The sequence below is a fragment of the Microvenator marinus genome (assembly GCF_007993755.1).
Lineage (GTDB): Bacteria > Myxococcota_A > Bradymonadia > Bradymonadales > Bradymonadaceae > Allomicrovenator > Allomicrovenator marinus.
Genome location: NZ_CP042467.1, coordinates 5615096 through 5633694, shown reverse-complemented (window position 1 = coordinate 5633694; position 18599 = coordinate 5615096). Strand labels below are relative to the sequence as shown.

15 protein-coding genes are annotated in these 18599 nt (G+C 54.5%); 10 read left to right on the top strand and 5 right to left on the bottom strand.

The genetic code is table 11. The features are described from left to right. Positions 1–181 precede the first annotated feature (181 nt). The 4 genes from FRD01_RS23170 to FRD01_RS23155 all read left to right on the top strand — a co-directional run bounded on the left by FRD01_RS23170 (position 182) and on the right by FRD01_RS23155 (position 2835). Positions 182–1093: an aldo/keto reductase gene (locus FRD01_RS23170; RefSeq protein WP_146963456.1), complete on the top strand. Its 912-nt coding sequence runs from the start codon at positions 182–184 to the stop codon at positions 1091–1093. Then, entirely contained in the window at positions 1093–1602 is a 510-nt protein-coding gene (locus FRD01_RS23165) for a hypothetical protein (RefSeq protein WP_146963454.1), read from the top strand. The genes FRD01_RS23170 and FRD01_RS23165 overlap by 1 nt, the downstream gene beginning before the upstream one ends. A gap of 58 nt (positions 1603–1660) precedes the next feature. Beyond that, a complete protein-coding gene (locus tag FRD01_RS23160) occupies positions 1661–1984 on the top strand; it encodes a hypothetical protein (protein ID WP_146963452.1) in 324 nt (107 codons plus the stop codon). Between the two features lie 77 nt (positions 1985–2061). Continuing rightward, positions 2062–2835, top strand: a complete 774-nt coding sequence (locus FRD01_RS23155) for a hypothetical protein (protein ID WP_146963450.1) — start codon at positions 2062–2064, stop codon at positions 2833–2835. A gap of 6 nt (positions 2836–2841) precedes the next feature. Here the strand turns inward: FRD01_RS23155 and FRD01_RS23150 are convergent, their stop codons facing one another. Next, positions 2842–3054, bottom strand: a complete 213-nt coding sequence (locus tag FRD01_RS23150) for a hypothetical protein (RefSeq protein WP_146963448.1) — start codon at positions 3052–3054, stop codon at positions 2842–2844. 234 nt (positions 3055–3288) lie between these two features. On the opposite strand from FRD01_RS23150, the gene FRD01_RS23145 reads away from it, so the two are divergent. Genes FRD01_RS23145 through pepF form a run of 3 tightly spaced genes read left to right on the top strand, consistent with a single transcriptional unit; the run spans position 3289 to position 6662 of the window. Continuing rightward, on the top strand, positions 3289–3894 hold the full coding sequence (locus FRD01_RS23145) for a class I SAM-dependent methyltransferase (RefSeq protein WP_146963446.1): 606 nt from the start codon (positions 3289–3291) through the stop codon (positions 3892–3894). A gap of 30 nt (positions 3895–3924) precedes the next feature. After that, positions 3925–4776 (top strand): hypothetical protein, encoded by an 852-nt coding sequence (locus FRD01_RS23140; protein WP_146963444.1) that lies wholly within the window; start codon positions 3925–3927, stop codon positions 4774–4776. Between the two features lie 29 nt (positions 4777–4805). Further along, the gene (pepF, locus tag FRD01_RS23135; RefSeq protein WP_146963442.1) at positions 4806–6662 is read left to right on the top strand and encodes an oligoendopeptidase F; all 1857 of its coding nucleotides are present in this window, start codon (positions 4806–4808) and stop codon (positions 6660–6662) included. Here pepF and FRD01_RS23130 read toward each other — a convergent pair. From FRD01_RS23130 to FRD01_RS23120, 3 genes are all read right to left on the bottom strand, one after another. Then, on the bottom strand, positions 6652–8259 hold the full coding sequence (locus tag FRD01_RS23130) for a HEAT repeat domain-containing protein (RefSeq protein ID WP_146963440.1): 1608 nt from the start codon (positions 8257–8259) through the stop codon (positions 6652–6654). The two genes, pepF and FRD01_RS23130, sit on opposite strands and share 11 nt — an antisense overlap. 2 nt (positions 8260–8261) lie before the next feature. Next, positions 8262–10298: a YgiQ family radical SAM protein gene (locus FRD01_RS23125; protein ID WP_347341871.1), complete on the bottom strand. Its 2037-nt coding sequence runs from the start codon at positions 10296–10298 to the stop codon at positions 8262–8264. A 94-nt stretch (positions 10299–10392) separates the two neighbouring features. Beyond that, positions 10393–10749: a hypothetical protein gene (locus FRD01_RS23120; protein ID WP_146963436.1), complete on the bottom strand. Its 357-nt coding sequence runs from the start codon at positions 10747–10749 to the stop codon at positions 10393–10395. Positions 10750–10944: 195 nt separating this feature from the next. On the opposite strand from FRD01_RS23120, the gene FRD01_RS23115 reads away from it, so the two are divergent. After that, positions 10945–14037, top strand: a complete 3093-nt coding sequence (locus FRD01_RS23115; protein ID WP_146963434.1) for a hypothetical protein — start codon at positions 10945–10947, stop codon at positions 14035–14037. A 122-nt stretch (positions 14038–14159) separates the two neighbouring features. Then, on the top strand, positions 14160–16190 hold the full coding sequence (locus tag FRD01_RS23110) for a hypothetical protein (protein WP_146963432.1): 2031 nt from the start codon (positions 14160–14162) through the stop codon (positions 16188–16190). Positions 16191–16192: 2 nt separating this feature from the next. On the opposite strand, the gene FRD01_RS23105 is transcribed toward FRD01_RS23110, so the two are convergent. Further along, positions 16193–17587, bottom strand: coding sequence for a hypothetical protein (locus FRD01_RS23105; protein ID WP_146963430.1), 1395 nt, complete (start codon positions 17585–17587; stop codon positions 16193–16195). 97 nt (positions 17588–17684) lie between these two features. Between FRD01_RS23105 and FRD01_RS23100 the strand changes: the two genes are divergently transcribed. Next, complete coding sequence (locus tag FRD01_RS23100) at positions 17685–18584, top strand: LysR family transcriptional regulator (RefSeq protein ID WP_146963428.1); 900 nt, start codon at positions 17685–17687, stop codon at positions 18582–18584. The last annotated feature ends 15 nt before the right edge of the window (positions 18585–18599 follow it).

Below are 18599 nucleotides of genomic sequence, written 5' to 3'. Positions count from 1 at the left end.
ACACATAAAATTAGACATCTAAAACCGGAAACTAGGTTCATATCTCTCTGCAGTCGATGCAAAAACACAGAAAAACGACTTAGTGGGCCGCAAACCGTATCGAAGAGAGAGGATAATTCCAAGAAACAAGTGGGAATATCATAAGCGACTTCGCTCGTTTTGTGCCCAACGAGAGAGAATTATGAAAAGACGAGATTTTCTGATTTTGAGTGCCGCAAACTGCATGGTCCTGAGCAGCCCTACCCTACTCTTTGGTGCGCAACGTCCAAAGATATTGACTAAGCCCATCCATTCTACGGGAGAGGCGATACCCGTCATTGGCATGGGAACGTGGCAGACGTTTAACGTGGGTACTGACACGGCTTTGATGGACAGTCGTACTCAGGTCCTGAGTACATTCCTTGAGGCGGGAGGGACAGTGGTGGACTCGTCGCCGATGTACGGCTCTGCCCAGAACGTGATGGGCTATGCCCTCAGCAAGCTTAACAGACCCAAGGTATTCTCTGCGGATAAAATCTGGACTCGCAGTGGTGACACAGCCGCAGACCTCAACCAGTCTGGCTCCAAATGGGGCGTAGAGCGATTCGATCTGATGCAAGTTCATAACTTGCTCAACTGGGAAGAACATCTACCAAGGCTCCTCGAAATGAAGAAGGAAGGAAAGATTCGCTACGTCGGGATTACGACCTCTCATGGACGCCGGCATTCTGACTTCGAGTCCGTGATGAAGCGATACCCACTGGACTTTGTGCAATTGACCTACAATGTGGATGATCGCGAGGTAGAGCGCCGCCTTTTACCTCTTGCGAAAGACCGAAACATCGCTGTTTTAGCCAATCGTCCATTTCAAGGAGGAACCCTGCCGGACCAACTCAAAGGGCGCGCTAAACTCCCAGACATTGCCAAAGAGCTCGGCTGCACCACGTGGCCGCAACTTCTTCTAAAATGGGTGGTCTCACACCCGGCCGTCACCTGTGCAATCCCGGCCACGTCAAAGGTCGAGCATATGAAGGAGAATATGGTGGCGTGCACGGGTACTCTGCCTGACCAAGCCGGTCGTGATGCGATTCTAAAGGCATTTGAGGGGGCTTGATGCCCGAGTTCTTCTCTTACTCCATCCAAGACTTCATCCCGTTCAACGCAGACGCGTACGTGGAGATTTTCGTCTCTCAGTTCGAGGACTACTTCCCGTTGCACGTGGCGTCTATCGCGGCTGCGCTCTTTGCGGTCTACGCGCTTAGGGGCAATAAGGGGCGGCGCTTGGCTTCTGCGCTCATGGTCTGCGTCTTAGTCGGCTTTGTAGGTTGGGATTTTTTTGGTGGGCGCTACAGCGTCTTAAACTGGGCCGCGTCCTACTTCGTTTGGGCGTTCTACGGCTTGGGTGTTTTGAGCGGAGTATCTATCGCGGCGCCTCCAAAACTGCGATCTCACGAAAGACTCCGGAAAGTTTCATTCGAGGCGGGGCCACCTATCTGGCCCGGAGGCGGCGAAGAAAACATGAACCTTTGGTTCAAAGAGTTCAAGAAATCAAACGCTGTTATCTACATGGTGAAAGTGTGCAAACTGGACGGGGGTATCCATGAAAGCAACGTCTCACACTAACTCTTGTTGTTGATCGAGAGAGTTATGGATGATACGATTCACGACATGGGAGGAACGCATGAACTCTTCAGCTCTTCAGCTCTTCACCTTTTTCATAATTTGGCTTTTTTCATACACGGTTAATGCTGACCCTGCACATTGCGTGGCCAACGCAGGTAACCCCGATGCTGAAATTGACGTTTGGCTTCATTATCAATCATTTGAAGATTTCTTGTATGATGAGTCAGGAACGCTGGGAGGTTTGACAGTAGATGAAGTCATTGGAGCCCTCCTACAGTCGATGGAAGAGTGGAATCTTTCGTTATCGTGGAACAACAACTTCGTTGGTGAAAGGGGATTGTGGGTTTGGCGTGGTTCGAGGAGGTGCTCTCAATCACCTTAATCAGGTAGTCACGGCCAACGGAGCTTCCGGGATCGGAGATTGGACTGTTTCGAATTACCTTAGATGGGGAGAATAAAATGAAGAAGCAAAGTATATTATTTTTATTGGTGGGAGCGCTCGGCTGTTCGAACAATGGGGATAGCCCATCCCCCCAAAATAGGGAGTTGAAACTCCCTTCTTCCAGCATTGATCATTCAATCTGTGAGGATGAGGACAAGAGATATCTGAGCGGAGGTGATGTTGATGAGGTTGTCCAACGAATCGTGGTTGGTGAGGTAAGTTCGATTTCTTTCTTGGAGGTTGATGACCGCACAGGTTGTGCGGAAACCAGCTATTCGTGGACATTGCGAGTTGGGGTGCAAATCTCGCAGGCGTTAAAGGGCGAAAGCGGTGAGATCTTTGTTAATGTGCGACCAGAATACTTAACCTGGGCAAGCTTGCCCATTCGACGAGAGGGAGCCGTTTGGCTTCCCGAATGGCCGAACTCTCCCGCTATAGAAGTGAGCGACGAGCTTGGATGGTCGGGTGACACCGGGCTGCAGGTTGGACAGGAAGTTGTCCTCTTTCTCATGGAGACCAATGGGGTGTTACACACCGGGAAAATGCCGTGGGGGAACCATTCCGCAGGGCAGGTCACCTTCCCCATCAATGAGGTCGGCGGGTGCAAGTACCTTCCAGAGTCCTGGCACGATGGCGTCACTTTGGAAGAGTTAGAAGCTGACCTCCAGGGTGACTTGGTGGCGGATAATGATTTTGTTCGGCAGGAACTACTTGAAGCGGGTCCAACCCTGAAGTCCTTTTGTAGCAAACCTCCAGTCTCTGAACCGACAAACGATATGGGCACAGACTGAGCAAACCTAATAATGCTTCGACCGATTTCCCAGTACAGCGACCACGCATGCCGCAAGGGCGAGGATTGGCATCAAGAGCCCGGGCCAGTAGCCGAGGACCCACGCGGTGGCTCCGCTCGCCAGGCACCACAACGTCGGGATAGTCAACAACCAGAGCCGAGTTTTTCCTGCGGCCAGAAGAAGGCCCAGCGTCAAGATGACGGGCGGGTCGGGCGCCATCCCAACAACCTGTTTCGTGGAAGTCGTCGCCGAGCCAGCTCAAGCGCGTGCGAGCAGGCATCGCCCTGCTTTGGCTCGCCATCAGTTCGGCCACATTTCACACTTTGGAGTTAAATCGATGGATCCTTCTGGCAGGCTTGAGCGTCGGATTTCTTGTGTTGGCAACGCCCTTGTTTTTGGGTGACCTTAAGAAACTGCACGCCAGCTCGGCGCAAGACTAGAAAAGGAGCACAGATGTCCAAGGATTTTTGGAACGAGCGATATAAAGAAGAAGAATTCGCGTACGGCGAGGAACCAAATGACTTTCTGCGAGAAGTGGCAGGCCACATCCCGAAATCGGGAAAGGTGCTCTGCCTGGCTGAAGGCCAGGGTAGAAACGCCGTCTGGCTTGCCCAGGAGGGTCACGACGTGCTGGCGGTGGACCAGGCAGAGGCTGGTCTTGAGCGGGCCAAGGAGCTCGCTCAAAGCCGTGGTGTGACCATTTCAACCCAGGTCGCCGACCTCTTCGAGTGGAAGCCACCTGAAGACTCGTTCGACGCGGTAGTGGCCATCTTTGCGCATCTTCCAGCTCCGAAACGCGCACAGATGCACCTCTGGGCGGCTCAAGCCCTCAAACCGGGCGGCGTTGCCATCGTCGAACTCTACTCGCCGCGACAACTTGAGTACAAGACTGGCGGCCCACCTGTGGTTGAACTCCTCGTCGAGACCGAAGATTTGCGCCGGGAGTTTGAATCCCTCGAGATCATGCATCTCAAAGAGCGCGTGCGCGACATTCAAGAAGGCGCCTATCACCGCGGAAAGTCGGCCGTGGTTCAACTTCTGGCTAAACGTGCTACCTAGTCCCTTTAGGATAAAGCAACCGAGGGAGCTATGCTCAGTGATTACGAGAAAGACCTCTTAGAAAATCAGGATGGTCCCCTTGAGGGGGTCAACCTCTTTGACTCCATATGGAGCCAAGAACGCGAGCTCGCAGAACTTTTCGTGAAGTTTTGCGAGACCCATCGACCAGCCATTTATATCGACTGGAAAAACGGCCTCACTGAACGCCAGAAAGAACATTATTTTGTGGAAATAGTGGCAGCACTCGAGTTTGGCACGCGGGACATGGGAGAGACCATCGACGCCTTCCTTGAGTGGCTTGAGGAGCCCATGCAAAGCCGGGCGACACAGTCGTTGAAGGAAGCGCTGGAGACCGAAGACGAACCACTCGTCCGTCGGCCGAAAGCGAGCGCGGCTATCGACGATGATCATGCTGAGTCGAGACGACTACGGCGAGCCATCGATGGCTTGTTGAGCACCTATATGGCCGGTGAGCCGTTTAAGGCGGATCAAATCAAGGAGCTCACTGATGCATATTTGGCGCTTGAAAATCCTGGGCTCAAACCGAGAGACCACAAGGCCTATCTCAAAGACATCAACAAGATTGCTGAGGCAGCTGAGCCCAAACGAGCCGACGTTTACGCTACGGTGTATTCACTGCACTTCAACTTCCCGCATCACGCACCGCTTTTGAGGGAATTCAAACGTTGGATTTCAGACCCGAACCGGAAGGCACAAGAGATCTGGAACGGCGTTGAGTCGGATTGGCAAGAGAGGCTCTTGGGGCTTCATCCGGAGGACCGCAAAGACGCTCTAGCCGCACTTGGGCGCGTGCTCAAAGATGAGAAATTTAGTGAAAAGTTGGAATCCTTGACTCAGAAAATGCTTCATACAGAGGCTTAGAAATTCTTATGAAAACATACGGTAGAACCATGCAATTTTTCGAACACAAAGAATCCGCTTCTCGCCCCACCACACGTATCCGAGACGAGATCGACGATCGTTTCAAATGGCGAGTCGAAGACATCTATGAGGACTGGTCAGCGTGGGAGAAGGACTTGCAGTCTGTGCGTGGGCTCATGGACGAGTTTGTAGCCTACAAAGGCAAGCTCAACGAAGGCCCAGAGGTTTTGGTAAAGACTCACCAGTTGAGCGACCGAATCGGTATGACTGCCTACAAGCTCTATCGTTTTCCGCAGCTACAATTCGACGTGGACCAGCGCAATAATGCGATCCAGAGCCGACTTCAGCAGGTCCAAAATCTCTTTGCCGAGTACGGTACCCGAACAGCTTGGTTCACGCCTGAACTCTTGAGCCTGGGCAGTGAAAAGGTCATGGGATGGGTCGCTAGCACACCGGAGCTTAAGGTCTATGAGTTCCCGATTGCCGAGACATTTCGCGCGCAAGAGCACGTCCTCGATGAAGCCGGTGAGCAACTTCTCTCCTTCGGTTCTAGGTTTCGAAGCACGCCTGGAGACGTGTACCGAGCCCTCTCAACCGCTGATGTAAAGTACAACACCATCACGCTGGCCAACGGTGAGGAGACGACCGTCTCCCCCGGTACCTATCGGAACCTGTTGGAGACCAATCGAAATCAGGACGACCGCCGCAAAGCGTTCGAGGCGATGTACACGATTTTCGACGATAAGAAGAACACCTTTGCGTCTATCTACAATGCGATTTGTCAGCGCGACTGGATGAGCGCTCAATCCCGCAACTATTCCGGTACGGCCGAGGCTGCACTCGACTCGGACAATGTGCCTGTGTCCGTGTTGGAGACATTGATTGAAACCGCACGCGAAGGCGCAGAGCCACTTCGCCGGTACCACAAACTCCGAAAGAAGTTCCTGAAGCTAGACAAGTACTACCTCTATGACAGCTTCGTGCCCCTGGTAGAGAAGGACGAGGAATACCCGTACGACAACGTCTCCGAGATGATCGTCGAGGCGATGGCTCCGCTTGGCTCCGAGTACCAGGAGAAGCTCGCCGAATCTCTCGAAGGCGGTTGGATTGATGTCTATGAAAACGACGGGAAGCGCTCAGGCGCTTATTCCGCGGGGGTTTACGGCGTCCACCCCTATATGCTTTTGAACTACACAGACACGCTCAACGACGTGTTCACCCTTGTCCACGAGCTGGGACACACGTTGCACACGGTCTACTCTCACGAGCATCAGCCTTTTGCGACCTCGAGCTACACCATCTTTGTGGCCGAAGTTGCGTCCACAACCAACGAAGCCCTCTTGCTGGACTATCTCAAGGCCAGACGGCATGAGCCGCTCGACCGAGCGATTTTGCTGCAGCACGCCATTTCCGAAATCGTTGGAACGTTTTACTCGCAGGCGCTTTTTGCGGATTACGAACTCAAGGCCCATCGCCTTGTGGAGTCGGGCGCACCGATCACCGCTGAGGTGCTCTCAAATCTCTACGACGAAGTTCAGAACTCGTTTTACGGCGACGCTGTGGACCAAGACCCGCTCTACAAATTGACCTGGGCGCGCATCCCGCACTTCTTCAACTCGCCGTTCTACGTCTATCAGTACGCCACGTGTTTTGCGTCTTCAGCACAAATCATCAAGGGCCTACTCAACGAGGACCCAACCGAGCGCGAAGCAACTCGGGCGAGGTATCTGGAGCTTTTGAGCAGTGGAGGAAACAACCATCCGATGGAGCAGCTGAAGAAGGCAGGCGTGGACCTCAACGATGCCGGCACGGTGCGTGCGGTTGTTGATCAGCTCAACACGCTTGTGGACGAGCTCGAAGCCGCCCTCGAAGCTCTCAACGCTTGACCCAGACCTGAAGAGTCGCGTTCATCCCACCTAAATCCACGGGCTTCTTCATCCTGAGCTCAAGGCCCTGCGCCTTGGCGATGGGGTCCGTGAGTTTAGGATTTGGGCTCATCCAGACGAGCTTTCCGCCCGGCTTTAGTGCTCGAGAAAGATTGGGGATGACTTCTTTGAACAAAGATTCAAGTGATTTGCCCACGGAATGTGGCCCATGGATTCGCCAACCGAGTGGCGGATTTGTGATGATGAAGTCTTGACCCGTGATATCGAGTCTCTGAGCCATCGTCTGATGGATCTTGGCCTTGACGCCCGCCGCATCCAGGTTCTTTCGCGCCGCTTCAATTGCAGCGGCATCGGTATCCGACCCCACCAGAATGACTTCGTTTGCTACTTTCCCAGCCTCGATAAGCTCTTGAGCTGAGCCCATAAATGGATCCCAAACCTTGGCCCTATCGAAGACCTGGGCTAGACGCACCAAGGCTGCAGCCACCGTAGGATGGGACGCAGCCGGAACATCCTCTTGACGCCACAAGAACCGAGTATCCTCCACACGAGGCTTCAAAAGCGCGTAGATGGACTTCTTGACTTGATACACCTCAATGTCCCAATCGCGCTCAGAAGGGTCGTTGACGAGCTCCGGCGAGCCCTCAGACAAGAGTTTTGCGGCCTCGAGCGTCTCCGCTCGAAGTTTTCCGTGATCCATCCATTCGATTCGATAGCGAATAGGGCCGCGCGTCACTCTCTTCAGAACGCCGAGAACCGACTTCTTTTGCAAGAGCCTCGCGAGCGCCTGTCCGAGTCCACCTCGCGTTGATTCGCTCGATGTCACAATCGCAAACCCGAGCATCACGCGTGAGTTATAAAGTTGAATGAGCGGTGCGTCCCAATCACACTCCAATTCGCCGGGAGTGTTTGAAACGAGCGAGTGTTCTTTCAACTCGTCTTGAACCAGGAATTCGAGCCCCGGCTTCGAGAATATGCGGAGCCTAGCTTGCACCGGCACGTTGAGATCCAATCCGTTGGCCTCGGACCGGCTAAGCCGCCTCTCAATCTCAAGCCGGGTCTTGTCGATTGTTTTCTGAGTAGCTTCGTCGATCTCTTCCAAACGGTCCACGTAGTCTTGAATCAGGGCGAGAGACTTCTCGCCGCCCACTCTTCCCAAGGTCTTGATGATTCCGCGCTCAGTGGCTAGCTCTTTGACTGAGTTCCAATGGTCTAGAAGGAGCGCTTCAAGCTGGACCTCTTCGGCATCTTTCCACTGCCCCATGGCCTGAATCACGACGCGTTGAACTTGTTCGTCGGGGTCCTTTAAGAGCTCCTGCATCTGGACGCGCGAGCTGCCCACATCGTCCGCTGCGAAGCGTTGAATCACGCGGGCGATGCGTGCACGGAAGGTGCTCGAGAATTCCTGACCTTCGAGCTCGCGCACAAGCCAATCGAGGCCCGGCGCGCCGGCGCGCAGCCAAGCTGAGATAGCCTTCTTTCGGATGCTTTCATCGTCCGAAACAGCCAGCTCCAAGAGTTCAGGGAAATGGCGTTTGCCCGGCGTAAAGTCGGGACGATCACACCGTTGAATGAGTCCCTCCACCTTGGTTTTCATGTCTACTTCCTTTTGGACCGACTATTCTTGTTCTGCGACCCTTTGGCGGGCTTTGTAGCAGAAGACTTCTTCTTTTTGGTCCGAGATTCTTTCTGGGCGCGCACTTTGTCGAGCTCTTCGCGTGCGCGACGATCATCGGGCGGCACCAAATGGCGAGGACCGCGGCCGATGAGGTCTTGGCGTCCCATCTCGGTCAGCGCATCGCGCAGAGCCGCCCAATTTTCCGGGTCGTGGTAGCGCAAGAACGCCTTGTGAAGGCGGCGCTGCCTCAGTCCCTTCGGCGTGTTTACCTCTTCGGACTCTTCGGTCACTTTGCGAAGAGGATTCTTGCCGCTGTAGTACATGGCGGTCGCGGTGGACATCGGTGTTGGCAAGAATGTCTGAACTTGGTCGACCCTCATATTCTGGCGCTTGAGCCAGAGCGCCAACTCGAGCATGTCCGAGTCCTCGGTACCGGGGTGCGCGGCGATGAAATACGGGATCAAATATTGTTCCTTGCCTGCCGCTTCCGATGCCTGCGCAAAGAGCTCGGCAAATTTATCATAGGTGCCGATCCCGGGCTTCATCATCTTGCTCAACGGGCCGTCCGCCACATGCTCAGGCGCGATCTTGAGATAGCCACCCACATGATGTTCGGCCAATTCGCGGATATAGCGCGGGTCTTTGACGGCCAGGTCGTATCGAATTCCAGAAGCCACGAGCACCTTCTTCACACCGTCTACGTTCCTGGCCTTTCGATAGAGGTCAATGAGCTCAGAATGGTCGGTCTGAAGATTCGGACAGACGTCCGGAAACACACACGAAGGTTTTCTGCACGCAGCCTCGATTTCGCGGCTCTTGCACTGCAAGCCGTACATATTTGCCGTAGGGCCACCGAGGTCTGAAATCACTCCTGTGAAGCCCGGCGCCTGTGACACCGCCTCGATCTCCCGAATAATAGATTCCTTGGAGCGACGCTGGATTATGCGCCCTTCGTGCTCGGTAATCGAACAGAAGGTACAACCACCGAAACAGCCGCGCTCGATGATGATGGAGTTCTTAATCATATCCCACGCGGGGATTTTTGCGTTGCCGTAGACGGGGTGCGGCTCGCGCGCATAGGGCAGCTCGTAAATGCCGTCCATTTCGCGCATTGTGAGTGGAATGGGTGGAGGATTGAGCCACACGTTTCGATTGCCATGAGCCTGTATGAGCGCGCGCGCGTTACCCGGATTCGATTCCGAGTGCAGGGCACGAGATGCCTGCGCGTAGGCAACGGGGTTTTCGACCACTTCTTCGTAGCTCGGAATCCGTATCACCGTGGTCTCTCGAGGCTCTTTCCACGGGCTCGTCATTTTGGCTGTATAGACCAGTTCCTTGAACGGCTCGGGGACCCCTTTAACGGCAAAGGCCGTACCGCGGACATGCTTGATTTCTTCGACCGGAACGCCTTGAGCGATGAGGTGAGAAACCTCCACAAGGGCTCTCTCCGCATTGCCAAAGAGCAGGATATCACCACGAGCATCGAGCAGAATCGACCGGCGAATCTTCTCACTCCAGATGTCGAACTGGGCGATTCGCCTCAGGCTCGCCTCAATACCGCCGAGCACGATTGGAACGTCTTTGTACGCCTCGCGACAACGTTGCGAATAGACGATCGCTGCGCGGTCTGGACGCTTATCTGGCTCAGCATGGGGCGTGTACGCGTCGTTGCTTCGTTTGCGCCGGTCCGAGGTGTATTTGTTCACCATCGAATCCATGTTGCCGGCCGTCACTCCGAAGTAGAGATTAGGCTTGCCCAGAATCTTAAACGGCTCAGCACTCGACCAATCTGGCTGAGCGATGATCCCCACGCGAAAACCCTGCGCTTCAAGCACTCGCCCCACCACAGACATCCCAAAACTCGGATGGTCGATGTAGGCATCGCCAGTGACGATGATGATATCGCAAGAATCCCAACCGAGCTTCTTCATCTCGGCCCGGCTCATGGGCAGAAATGGAGCGGGTTTGAGGTCATCCCGGTATTTGGGATAAGAGAAGAGTTCTGGGGCGATTGGCATGTTCATGGCGAAACTCCGGCGGCGCTTTGGGCGACGGTACGCTTGGGGGACGAACCCTGATTCGGCCTCCTTTTGACGATTTCCACCCCGGAAGTCAAATGATTTCGCCGTTGCTCACCAATTGCGCAATTCTCTCGCGCGCAGATCTGAACCGGTGAATCCGCTCTTCGTTATAAAGATCTTCATAATCCTCAAGTGGGTTATCGAGATCAAAGTCGTCGAGGTCGACTATCAGATCGTCTTCCGTAGATTCTGCCAGGACCACGAGGTCTCGCAATTCTTCGCCGACCTCCAGCATGGCCTGAACCGCAAAAGGATGTGGGGCGAGGCTATCGTAGACGTGAGCGTCTTGCCCGTTGGCTCTGAGGAAACTCACGCAGATATGCGCAAGCCCTGCCCCTTTGCCGTCCACAACGCGGTCATCACACCATTTCACTAAAGTTCTCGTCATATCTCTCCGGCCAACCTCAAACCTACTTTACCCAACTTCCCTGACCCATGCGACTACATCAATCCTGCCGGTAGTGCTTGATTCGGAACGTTATTCATTGTACCCGTAGAACTCATTGCACAATTTTTGGCGGAAAAAAGGGAACCAGACCTAGGTATTTCAATGACTTATCGAAAATTCAAAAGAATTTATTGTTTGCTAATACTTCTCTTCCTTGCGTTCGGAACGTCGTGCGAAAATATTCAGAGTTTCATCGCTGGAGACACTTTAGCGCCGGGCTCAGAACTCAAAGGCCCGGACGGAATCGTGCTCCTCGCGGACAAGGAATCGCTCGACGAACCGGTCGAGGTAGAGTTGAGACACTCCGAATCGAAGCTCCCTCCACTGCCCGAACCACTCGTTGAAGTGAGCCCTCACTACGAATTTCAAGCCGCAGAACGCCGATGGACCACAGAAGGTGCGTTCCGAATCCGAATACCACTGCCATCCGGGGCAGACCCGGAAAACCTCGTTGTGGCTTTTTGGATGTCTCGCGACCACGACGTTTGGGTCGCCGACCAGGCGCTCGACGACGGAGAGGCTGATGAACACTGGGAAATCGTGGAAGGTTACGAGGTTTCAAACGGGTACGTTGAAACCACAATTTTCGGCCTACTTGAGATCCCGACGGCGTTTGTTTTAGGTGAAGGTGAGTGGTTTACAAGACCGCTGGAGTCTGAGGCTGCAGAACGGCGTCAAGAGCTTCAAGGTGGTTTTGAGATCAATTGCGAACGCGAAGACTACGGTGACTGCGACTACGAAACTGCTGAAGCCTTCAACTGGCTCATGGTTGACGCCTACCAAAAGTTTCAGGACGCCGGATACCCACCACCGCTACTTCGAACCACATTCGGAGGCCAACCCAAACTCTACCTCAGGGGCGTACGCACGCGTTCGCTTCTACGCCCCACGAAGCTCTGCAACTACGACGAGGAAGGCAAGATGGTTCGTGGTCGCTACAATGTACTCACTGGTGCAGCCAAGACATGCGTGTGGAAGCGCCCCCAACGCGCGCCGCACTTCGAGATTCAGTCCGTTGAGTCGCTGGAGAAATTCCGAATTGAGGTCAATGGGAAGGCGTACGAAGTGACCGCCGCTAGCACGGATACTCCCGAAACCATTGCGTTCAAGCTCGCGGATCAGTTTTCGCGCTCACGAGACAAGGACCCAGCTACTCATGGAATCAGCCGTCTGGTACGGGCCATCGGAAATCGCGTCGTTTTTGAGGCGTGGTCAAGCAACCGCTCAGACTATTCAATCAGTACGACATCCAACATCACTAAGCTCGACTATGAACACCGCATGGGGCTTGTGGGCACTCACGAACTCTTTCACGCAACCCAATTCATGATGAACCCCGGCGTTGCGGTAGACCCGTTCTTCCTCGAGGGAACAGCTGTCGCTTCACAAGAATCGTCCCTCGGGCTCGCGGCGCGGGATCCCCATCGCTCTCCACTTTCGGTGCGAGTCCCGCTCTTCAGAGACAATATCATCGCAGACCCCGAAGACTATCAGTCACAAGACTTCTGGATCTTCCTCGCGAGAAAGCTCGGGAAAGGACTCGAAGTCTACCAAGATTTTGCCTTCGAAAACGATTATGAAGGGCTATCTGGCTATCTCAGCGCCGAAGACTTCAACCTACCGACCTTGGTTTGGGAGTATCTGAGAAACCAGTTCTACGAGGGCTTTGAACCACTCGACGCGTCGCATCAAGCGTGCGAACGATTCGCAAACTGGGATCACGTGGACACGATCGAAGTCGAAGACGCAGAAATCTCGCACTCCCAGAATATTGCGGCGAATTCAGCCCAACCTTTCGAGCTGGTGTTCAAGGCTCAGACCGAGGCCGAATCTTGGGCCATCGAACCTACGCTCGGCCCAGGTGGTCAAATCGCCATCTACAGGCAGGGACCCGGTTGTTCACCAAAGACATCGGAGTTCATTTCGCTCGAGGCAGGCGAAACGGCTTCGTTCTGGGTATTGCTGGGCAATGTACATCCAACCTCACAAATCTCAGGCGGATTTGAAGTCAAGAAGGTCCGCCTCGATGCCGAGATTCAAACACCGCTCGCCGGCGCGCACTTACCAGAGGGATATTCCACTTTCGCCACCGGTCGCTACTGGATCCAAAGCACCCCCGGCGAGGTGATTTGGGAGCTCGACGGTGAGCAGCTAGAGAGCAACCCTTTGACCGAAGGAAATGGTTCCACAGGCGTGAGTTTTCGAGCGTGTCCAAGCGGTCCTGTCACTCTGAGCATGGAGGTTCGAGACGCCGATGGTAACTCGCGACGCGACGAAGTTGAGATTCAGATCGACGAGACCGGAAAACGAATCGGCATCAACTCCCCTCAAGATTTGGGAACGAGGGATGGCGACATCCTCTGGATTCCTGAGTCCCAGCTCACGCAGTCCTTTGAACTCACTGCCTCTGTCTCCCGTCAGGCCTGCAATGCGGATACTATCGAACCCGCAGATTGGCTCTGGAATGTAGACGGAGAGACGTCCAATGGAGAGAAGGTAACCATCACTGCCGAGAATTTTGAGAGTGTGAATGGACCAAGGCCTGTGACAGCAATCCTGAGACACGACGGTGAACGTGCGGAGATTAGAATGAGGCCCTGCGGAGGTCTGAGCGGCCTTCCGAGCTGTCCGCCGCTCGAAATCGCACTGCCGATTCGCGACCAGATTCAAGAGGTTCACCAACTCTTCCAGGAACGAGATGCTTTGACGGCACACCTCGCCCTCGAAGAGCGCCTCGCGGGAATTCTGGGCGGCACCATTCCTGAGCCTTTCCCCTACTTGTGGCAGGACATCTTCTCGGGATTCGACCAACCTGGTCAGCCCTACCTCGCGCTCGGCCAGATGCACACGGCATTTGAATGGACGGACATGGAGGATATCAGGCGTGAGATTGAATACGGGTTGAGCATGGACACTGGAGGACATGCGTTTACCACGAGCATTGCCATGGTGGTCGATGCGACCATCGACTACTACTCGGCTACTGCGGTGGGTGGCGAGGACGGCTTCTACGGGTTGTCTCACCTCGTTGAACGATTCACGGCTCCAAAATCTCCAGCAGTTCAAGCTGTGGCAATGGACACGTATCTGGGTACGCTAAGCGCTTGGCTGGAGATTGCGCCACCCGGCGCCGATTTGAACGACCCAGCCCTCCTTGACCGGGCGCTCGAAGCCGGCATTGTTCAGGGTGCTCGTCGCGCGTTGACGGAAAGTACAAGCGGCCCATAACTCGGGCACAAGTTTCCAAAGACAAACCCAAAAAAATCCATTACCCTGCGGGAACTCAAACACTTTTTAGAGATTGTGTGCCGGCTTGCCGGCCTTTTTTCCCTCTCCTCCCAGGTATGGACATGAAACGAGTACTATTTCTCTTATTGGCAGCACTTCCGATCGCCGCAGCTTGCGGCGACGACAACAGTCCGCAAGGCTTCGAAATCGAAGAGCCTGAAAACAATTTGGAATGTGACGCGGGCGAGCTGCTCTGTACGGACCAATGCGTGGACCCCACCACCACCGACAATTGTGGAACTTGTGGAAATGCTTGCGCGGCGGGCGAGTCATGTGTGGACGGCGCGTGTGCAGTGCAGTGCGATGAAGGACAGGTTGCATGCGACGGGGCGTGTATAGACCCGCAGACCGATGCAGCGTTCTGTGGGGCAAGCGCCGATTGCGCCGGCAACAACGCAGGTGAAGCCTGTGGCGAAGGCCAAGTATGTCAAGACGCCGCATGTGTTTGTGTCACCGACGCGCCATCATTCGTCATAAGTGAAGTCTCAGGGACCGCCAACGAGGGTGGAGATCCAGTCACTTACGAAGTCAGCCTCGGCGACATTCCGTGCGACACCGTGACTGTCACTCTGACCCCCGATGCAGAAATCTCACTGGATGCCACAGAACTAGTATTCACGGCCGAAAACTGGGACACACCTCAAACTGTTTCTGTGACCGCGCTCATTGATATGGCGCGCGATTCAGACCATCAGGGTGTCATCCAACACACGGTTTCATCTGCAGATACTGCCTATGATGGGTTTGCTATTGACGACGTAACTATTGAAATCACCGATACACCCCCTGTTTGGAAAATCGGTGTTGCAACAGATGGCTCCGAGCCTAACGGCCACGTCTATACACCGGTAGTGAGTGATAATGGGCGATACGTAGCCTTCCTCTCGACTGCGACCAACCTCACGTCCGACACGTACGACACCGAAAACGTGGTCCGAAACGCCTTCTGGAAAGATCTTGAAACCGGCGAAACCCGACTCTTGACCAACGGTCTCAACGGACCCGCCGATGGTAATGCTGGAAGCATCCAAATCAGCTCGGACGGCCAGACGGTCGCCTTTGCTTCAGGGGCCACGAACCTGACGATGGAGGCTACCACACCAGATAACGTAGAGATGTTCGTCTACACCTTAGAAGACGGTGCGATCGAGCAAATCACCGAATTCTGCTCGGAGTGTAACCCTTCGATGGGTGCAGATGTCGCCCTTTCTGGAGATGGAAACATCCTCCTCTTCACGACACGTCGTAGGTATCTCTCGGCAGTGGATGCAACTGCTGAATTCACTATCTATCGCTACAATCGCTCCAACCAAGATCTCTCCATTGCCGACCTAAACGCTGAGGACGAGTACAATGAATTCTATTGGGGAAGTAACTCGTTCACCCCAACCATTTCTGCAAACGGCAATTTCATGGGTTGGTCGGCAGCTGCAAGAAACATCGTGGACCCGGACATCACGGTGGAAAACTTCCACTCCTACGCCAAAGACCTCACGACCAAGACGGTTCAGCGTCTAAGCGTTCTGACAGACGGTAATCCTTGTCCAGGAACGACGCGTACAGCAGGCTCTGGCGCACCATTCTTGGACGATAGCGGCGAACTCGCGCTCTTCCACACTCAGTGCCCCTTGGACGGCTCAGCGAACGCCTTCGACTCTAGACAAGTCTACTTTTGGGACGGAGCCAACGGCACGAATACCCGCATTACAACCTCGGCGGAAGGACTTCCAGACGCGCAAAGTAACGCCCTTGGTATCTCAGCGGACGGAAGGTGGGCGCTCTACACGTCACTTGCAACGAACCTCGTCGTAACCGACGGCCCAACAGGTGTAGCCAGTCTCTGGCAGCTCTACGTCTGGGATAACACCACTCAAGAAACCTACGCCATCAACTACGGTGCCGACTATCGTTGGTCCAATCACGGGCTCGCCCAGCGCGTTGTAGACGCGTTCGACACGGACAGCCCTCACTTTGCCGCATCACTGGCAAGAAGCGGCCAATTTGCGGCATACGCGACGACTGATCAAATGCTCGAGCCCGAGTCCGAGACTCCGGCTGAATTCACCAACTCCTACGTCGTGCGCATCTACTGAGTTCATCGTGGCAGGAATTTGAGGCGTCCTGAGTGTTGCTGGAACACGGTTCCCGTCCTCAGGACGCTCGCCTCTGAACTGGCGAAGTCGAACATCACCAATTCGTGACGTGCTTCAGGCGAAAACGGAGATGGGACTGGCTCAGTATAGCGCCAAAACACCACACATCCTCCGTCGTCCGAGATGCTCAGGGCATCGCTGATTCCATACGCTCCGCCGGTATAGAACTCATACGCTGGGATTTGGTCCAAGACTTCACCGTCTCGCACGAATTGGATTTCGTTCAGGTAGTAGCCGTAGCCGACCCAGATATTGGTCAGCACCATATTCTCGCCATTTTTCTGGGGCACGAGGCTATGCATGAACCCTTCGTGCTCGGCATTCATAGGCGCTCCAACAGGCTCCCAGGTCTGCCCAAAATCACTCGAAACCTCGGCATGAGACATGCCATCAGCCGTGACGTTGATGCTCAGTTCGCCGTCGTCTGCCACGAAAAGCTCCCGAGACCAGTTCCCGTTGAAATCCTCGAGGGCGAATCGATGGATCTGCTCGGATTTCACGTCCACCAAGGTATACACGCCTCCCTCTTGTTGAAAGTGGAGCCACTCTCGGTTCTGCGAGGTTGTGGCGCCGTAGATATCCCCTTCACCTTGAGTCGGGCTTCCGAGTCGCACGTCTTCGTTGGGCCGAGAAATGATGAGCCCATCATCCGACGTTTGAAAGAAGACTCCGCCTTTGACGTGCTTCAATGAATACGGTCTAGGCTCTGGAACCGGTCGCTCAGCACCAGTCGAGACGTTCAACCATTTGAACTTCACCTGAGGATCCCACTCATCAACTCGGTCCCGGACAAGGACGTGCCCATCGATTGGCCCCGAGGAAACATACGCAGAGACGCTTCGCCGAACACCCGCTTCGATCACTGTCGAACTTCCGTCACCGTTGTCGATTGAGAATCCGTCTTCTCCGAGATGGACACCCCGCGGGTAAGTCTCGAGCTCAGCAACAACCTCAATGCCACCACCAGTGACCTGAATCACCCTCGTCAACGCCTCTTCTCCCGAATAGGTGCTCAAGACAAGCACCTGAGTGTCGCCATAGCTCTCCCAAGAGTTCACATAGTTCTGGGACTCCTCGCCGAACGAGAGTAACGTCTGCGTTGACCCATCAGGAAAGACCTTGAGCACGGAGTCCGGTCGAACTTCGAGGAGCTCGGCCCCTGTGCAAGAGGCCACTTCGACAGGGGCGGGAGGAGTCTCGTTTGGCGTCTGAACAGGTTCGTTGACCGGAAGATTTGGTGTAGGCTCCTCAATCTGGCTCCAGGACGAGGGTTCCTTCTCAAGGTCCACACACCCAACGAGCCCCAAACTCACTATCCAAAATACATTTTTCTTCATCTTCAACCTCCTTTGTGATTGCCAATGAAGAATAGAGAATGGCAATAGTCCCAACAATCGGTATTATCAGAACACTATTATTCACCATTGACGAACAATGACACCTCATCTAGACCTTGAATCGATCCGCTGTTTTGAAAGAGCCGCACACTACCTGAATTTCCGGCAGGCTGCGGACGAACTTGCGATTTCGCCGTCGGCGTTTAGCGATCGAATCACGCGCCTAGAATCCCAACTCAACGAAACCCTCTTTCACCGAACCACTCGCACGGTCGAGCTCTCGGCCGCAGGCCGTCGCCTCCTTCCGGTTGCGCAAAAGCTGATGAGTCAAGCGCAGGAAGTCTATCGTGTGGCACGCGGAGAAGGTGCTCAAGCCCCATTTACGCTCACTGTCGGTACGCGCTACGAGCTCGGCAATAGCTGGCTTGTCCCGGCGCTGACGCCTTTGAACCTTGAAGAGCCGAATCGCCATATCGACCTCGTATTCGGTGACTCGGAATCGCTGATTTCGCAGGTCTTGGGCGGGAACATCGATGCCGCAATCACAAGCGCACGCCTAACCCATCACGGGCTGAGCACCGCAGCATTGCATCCTGAGCGCTACGCGTTTGTGGCGCGGCCGCAACTACTCAAATCCGTTGAGTTCACCAAGCCTGAACACGCCAAGTCGCATACGCTTATCGATGTCCACCCAGAGCTTCCCCTCTTTCGTTATTTTCAAGAGGTCCGGCCTCCGCAGGAAGAATGGACGTTTGGCCGACGCGAACATCTGGGAACGATTAGCGCCGCAAAATTCAGGATTTTGGAGGGCAAAGGGGTGGGAGTCTTGCCGCTTTATTTCGTGCAGCCGGAGCTCAAGGCACGAAAGCTTAAGCGCGTATTTTCAGACACGGAGCCGCTGGTGGATATGTTCAGGCTCGTTTGGAAGACCGGCCACCCGATGACACCTGAGCTCAGGAACCTCGGTCAGGCCTTGGCCACCATAGCTCTGAAATAGAAACGAAAATCACTA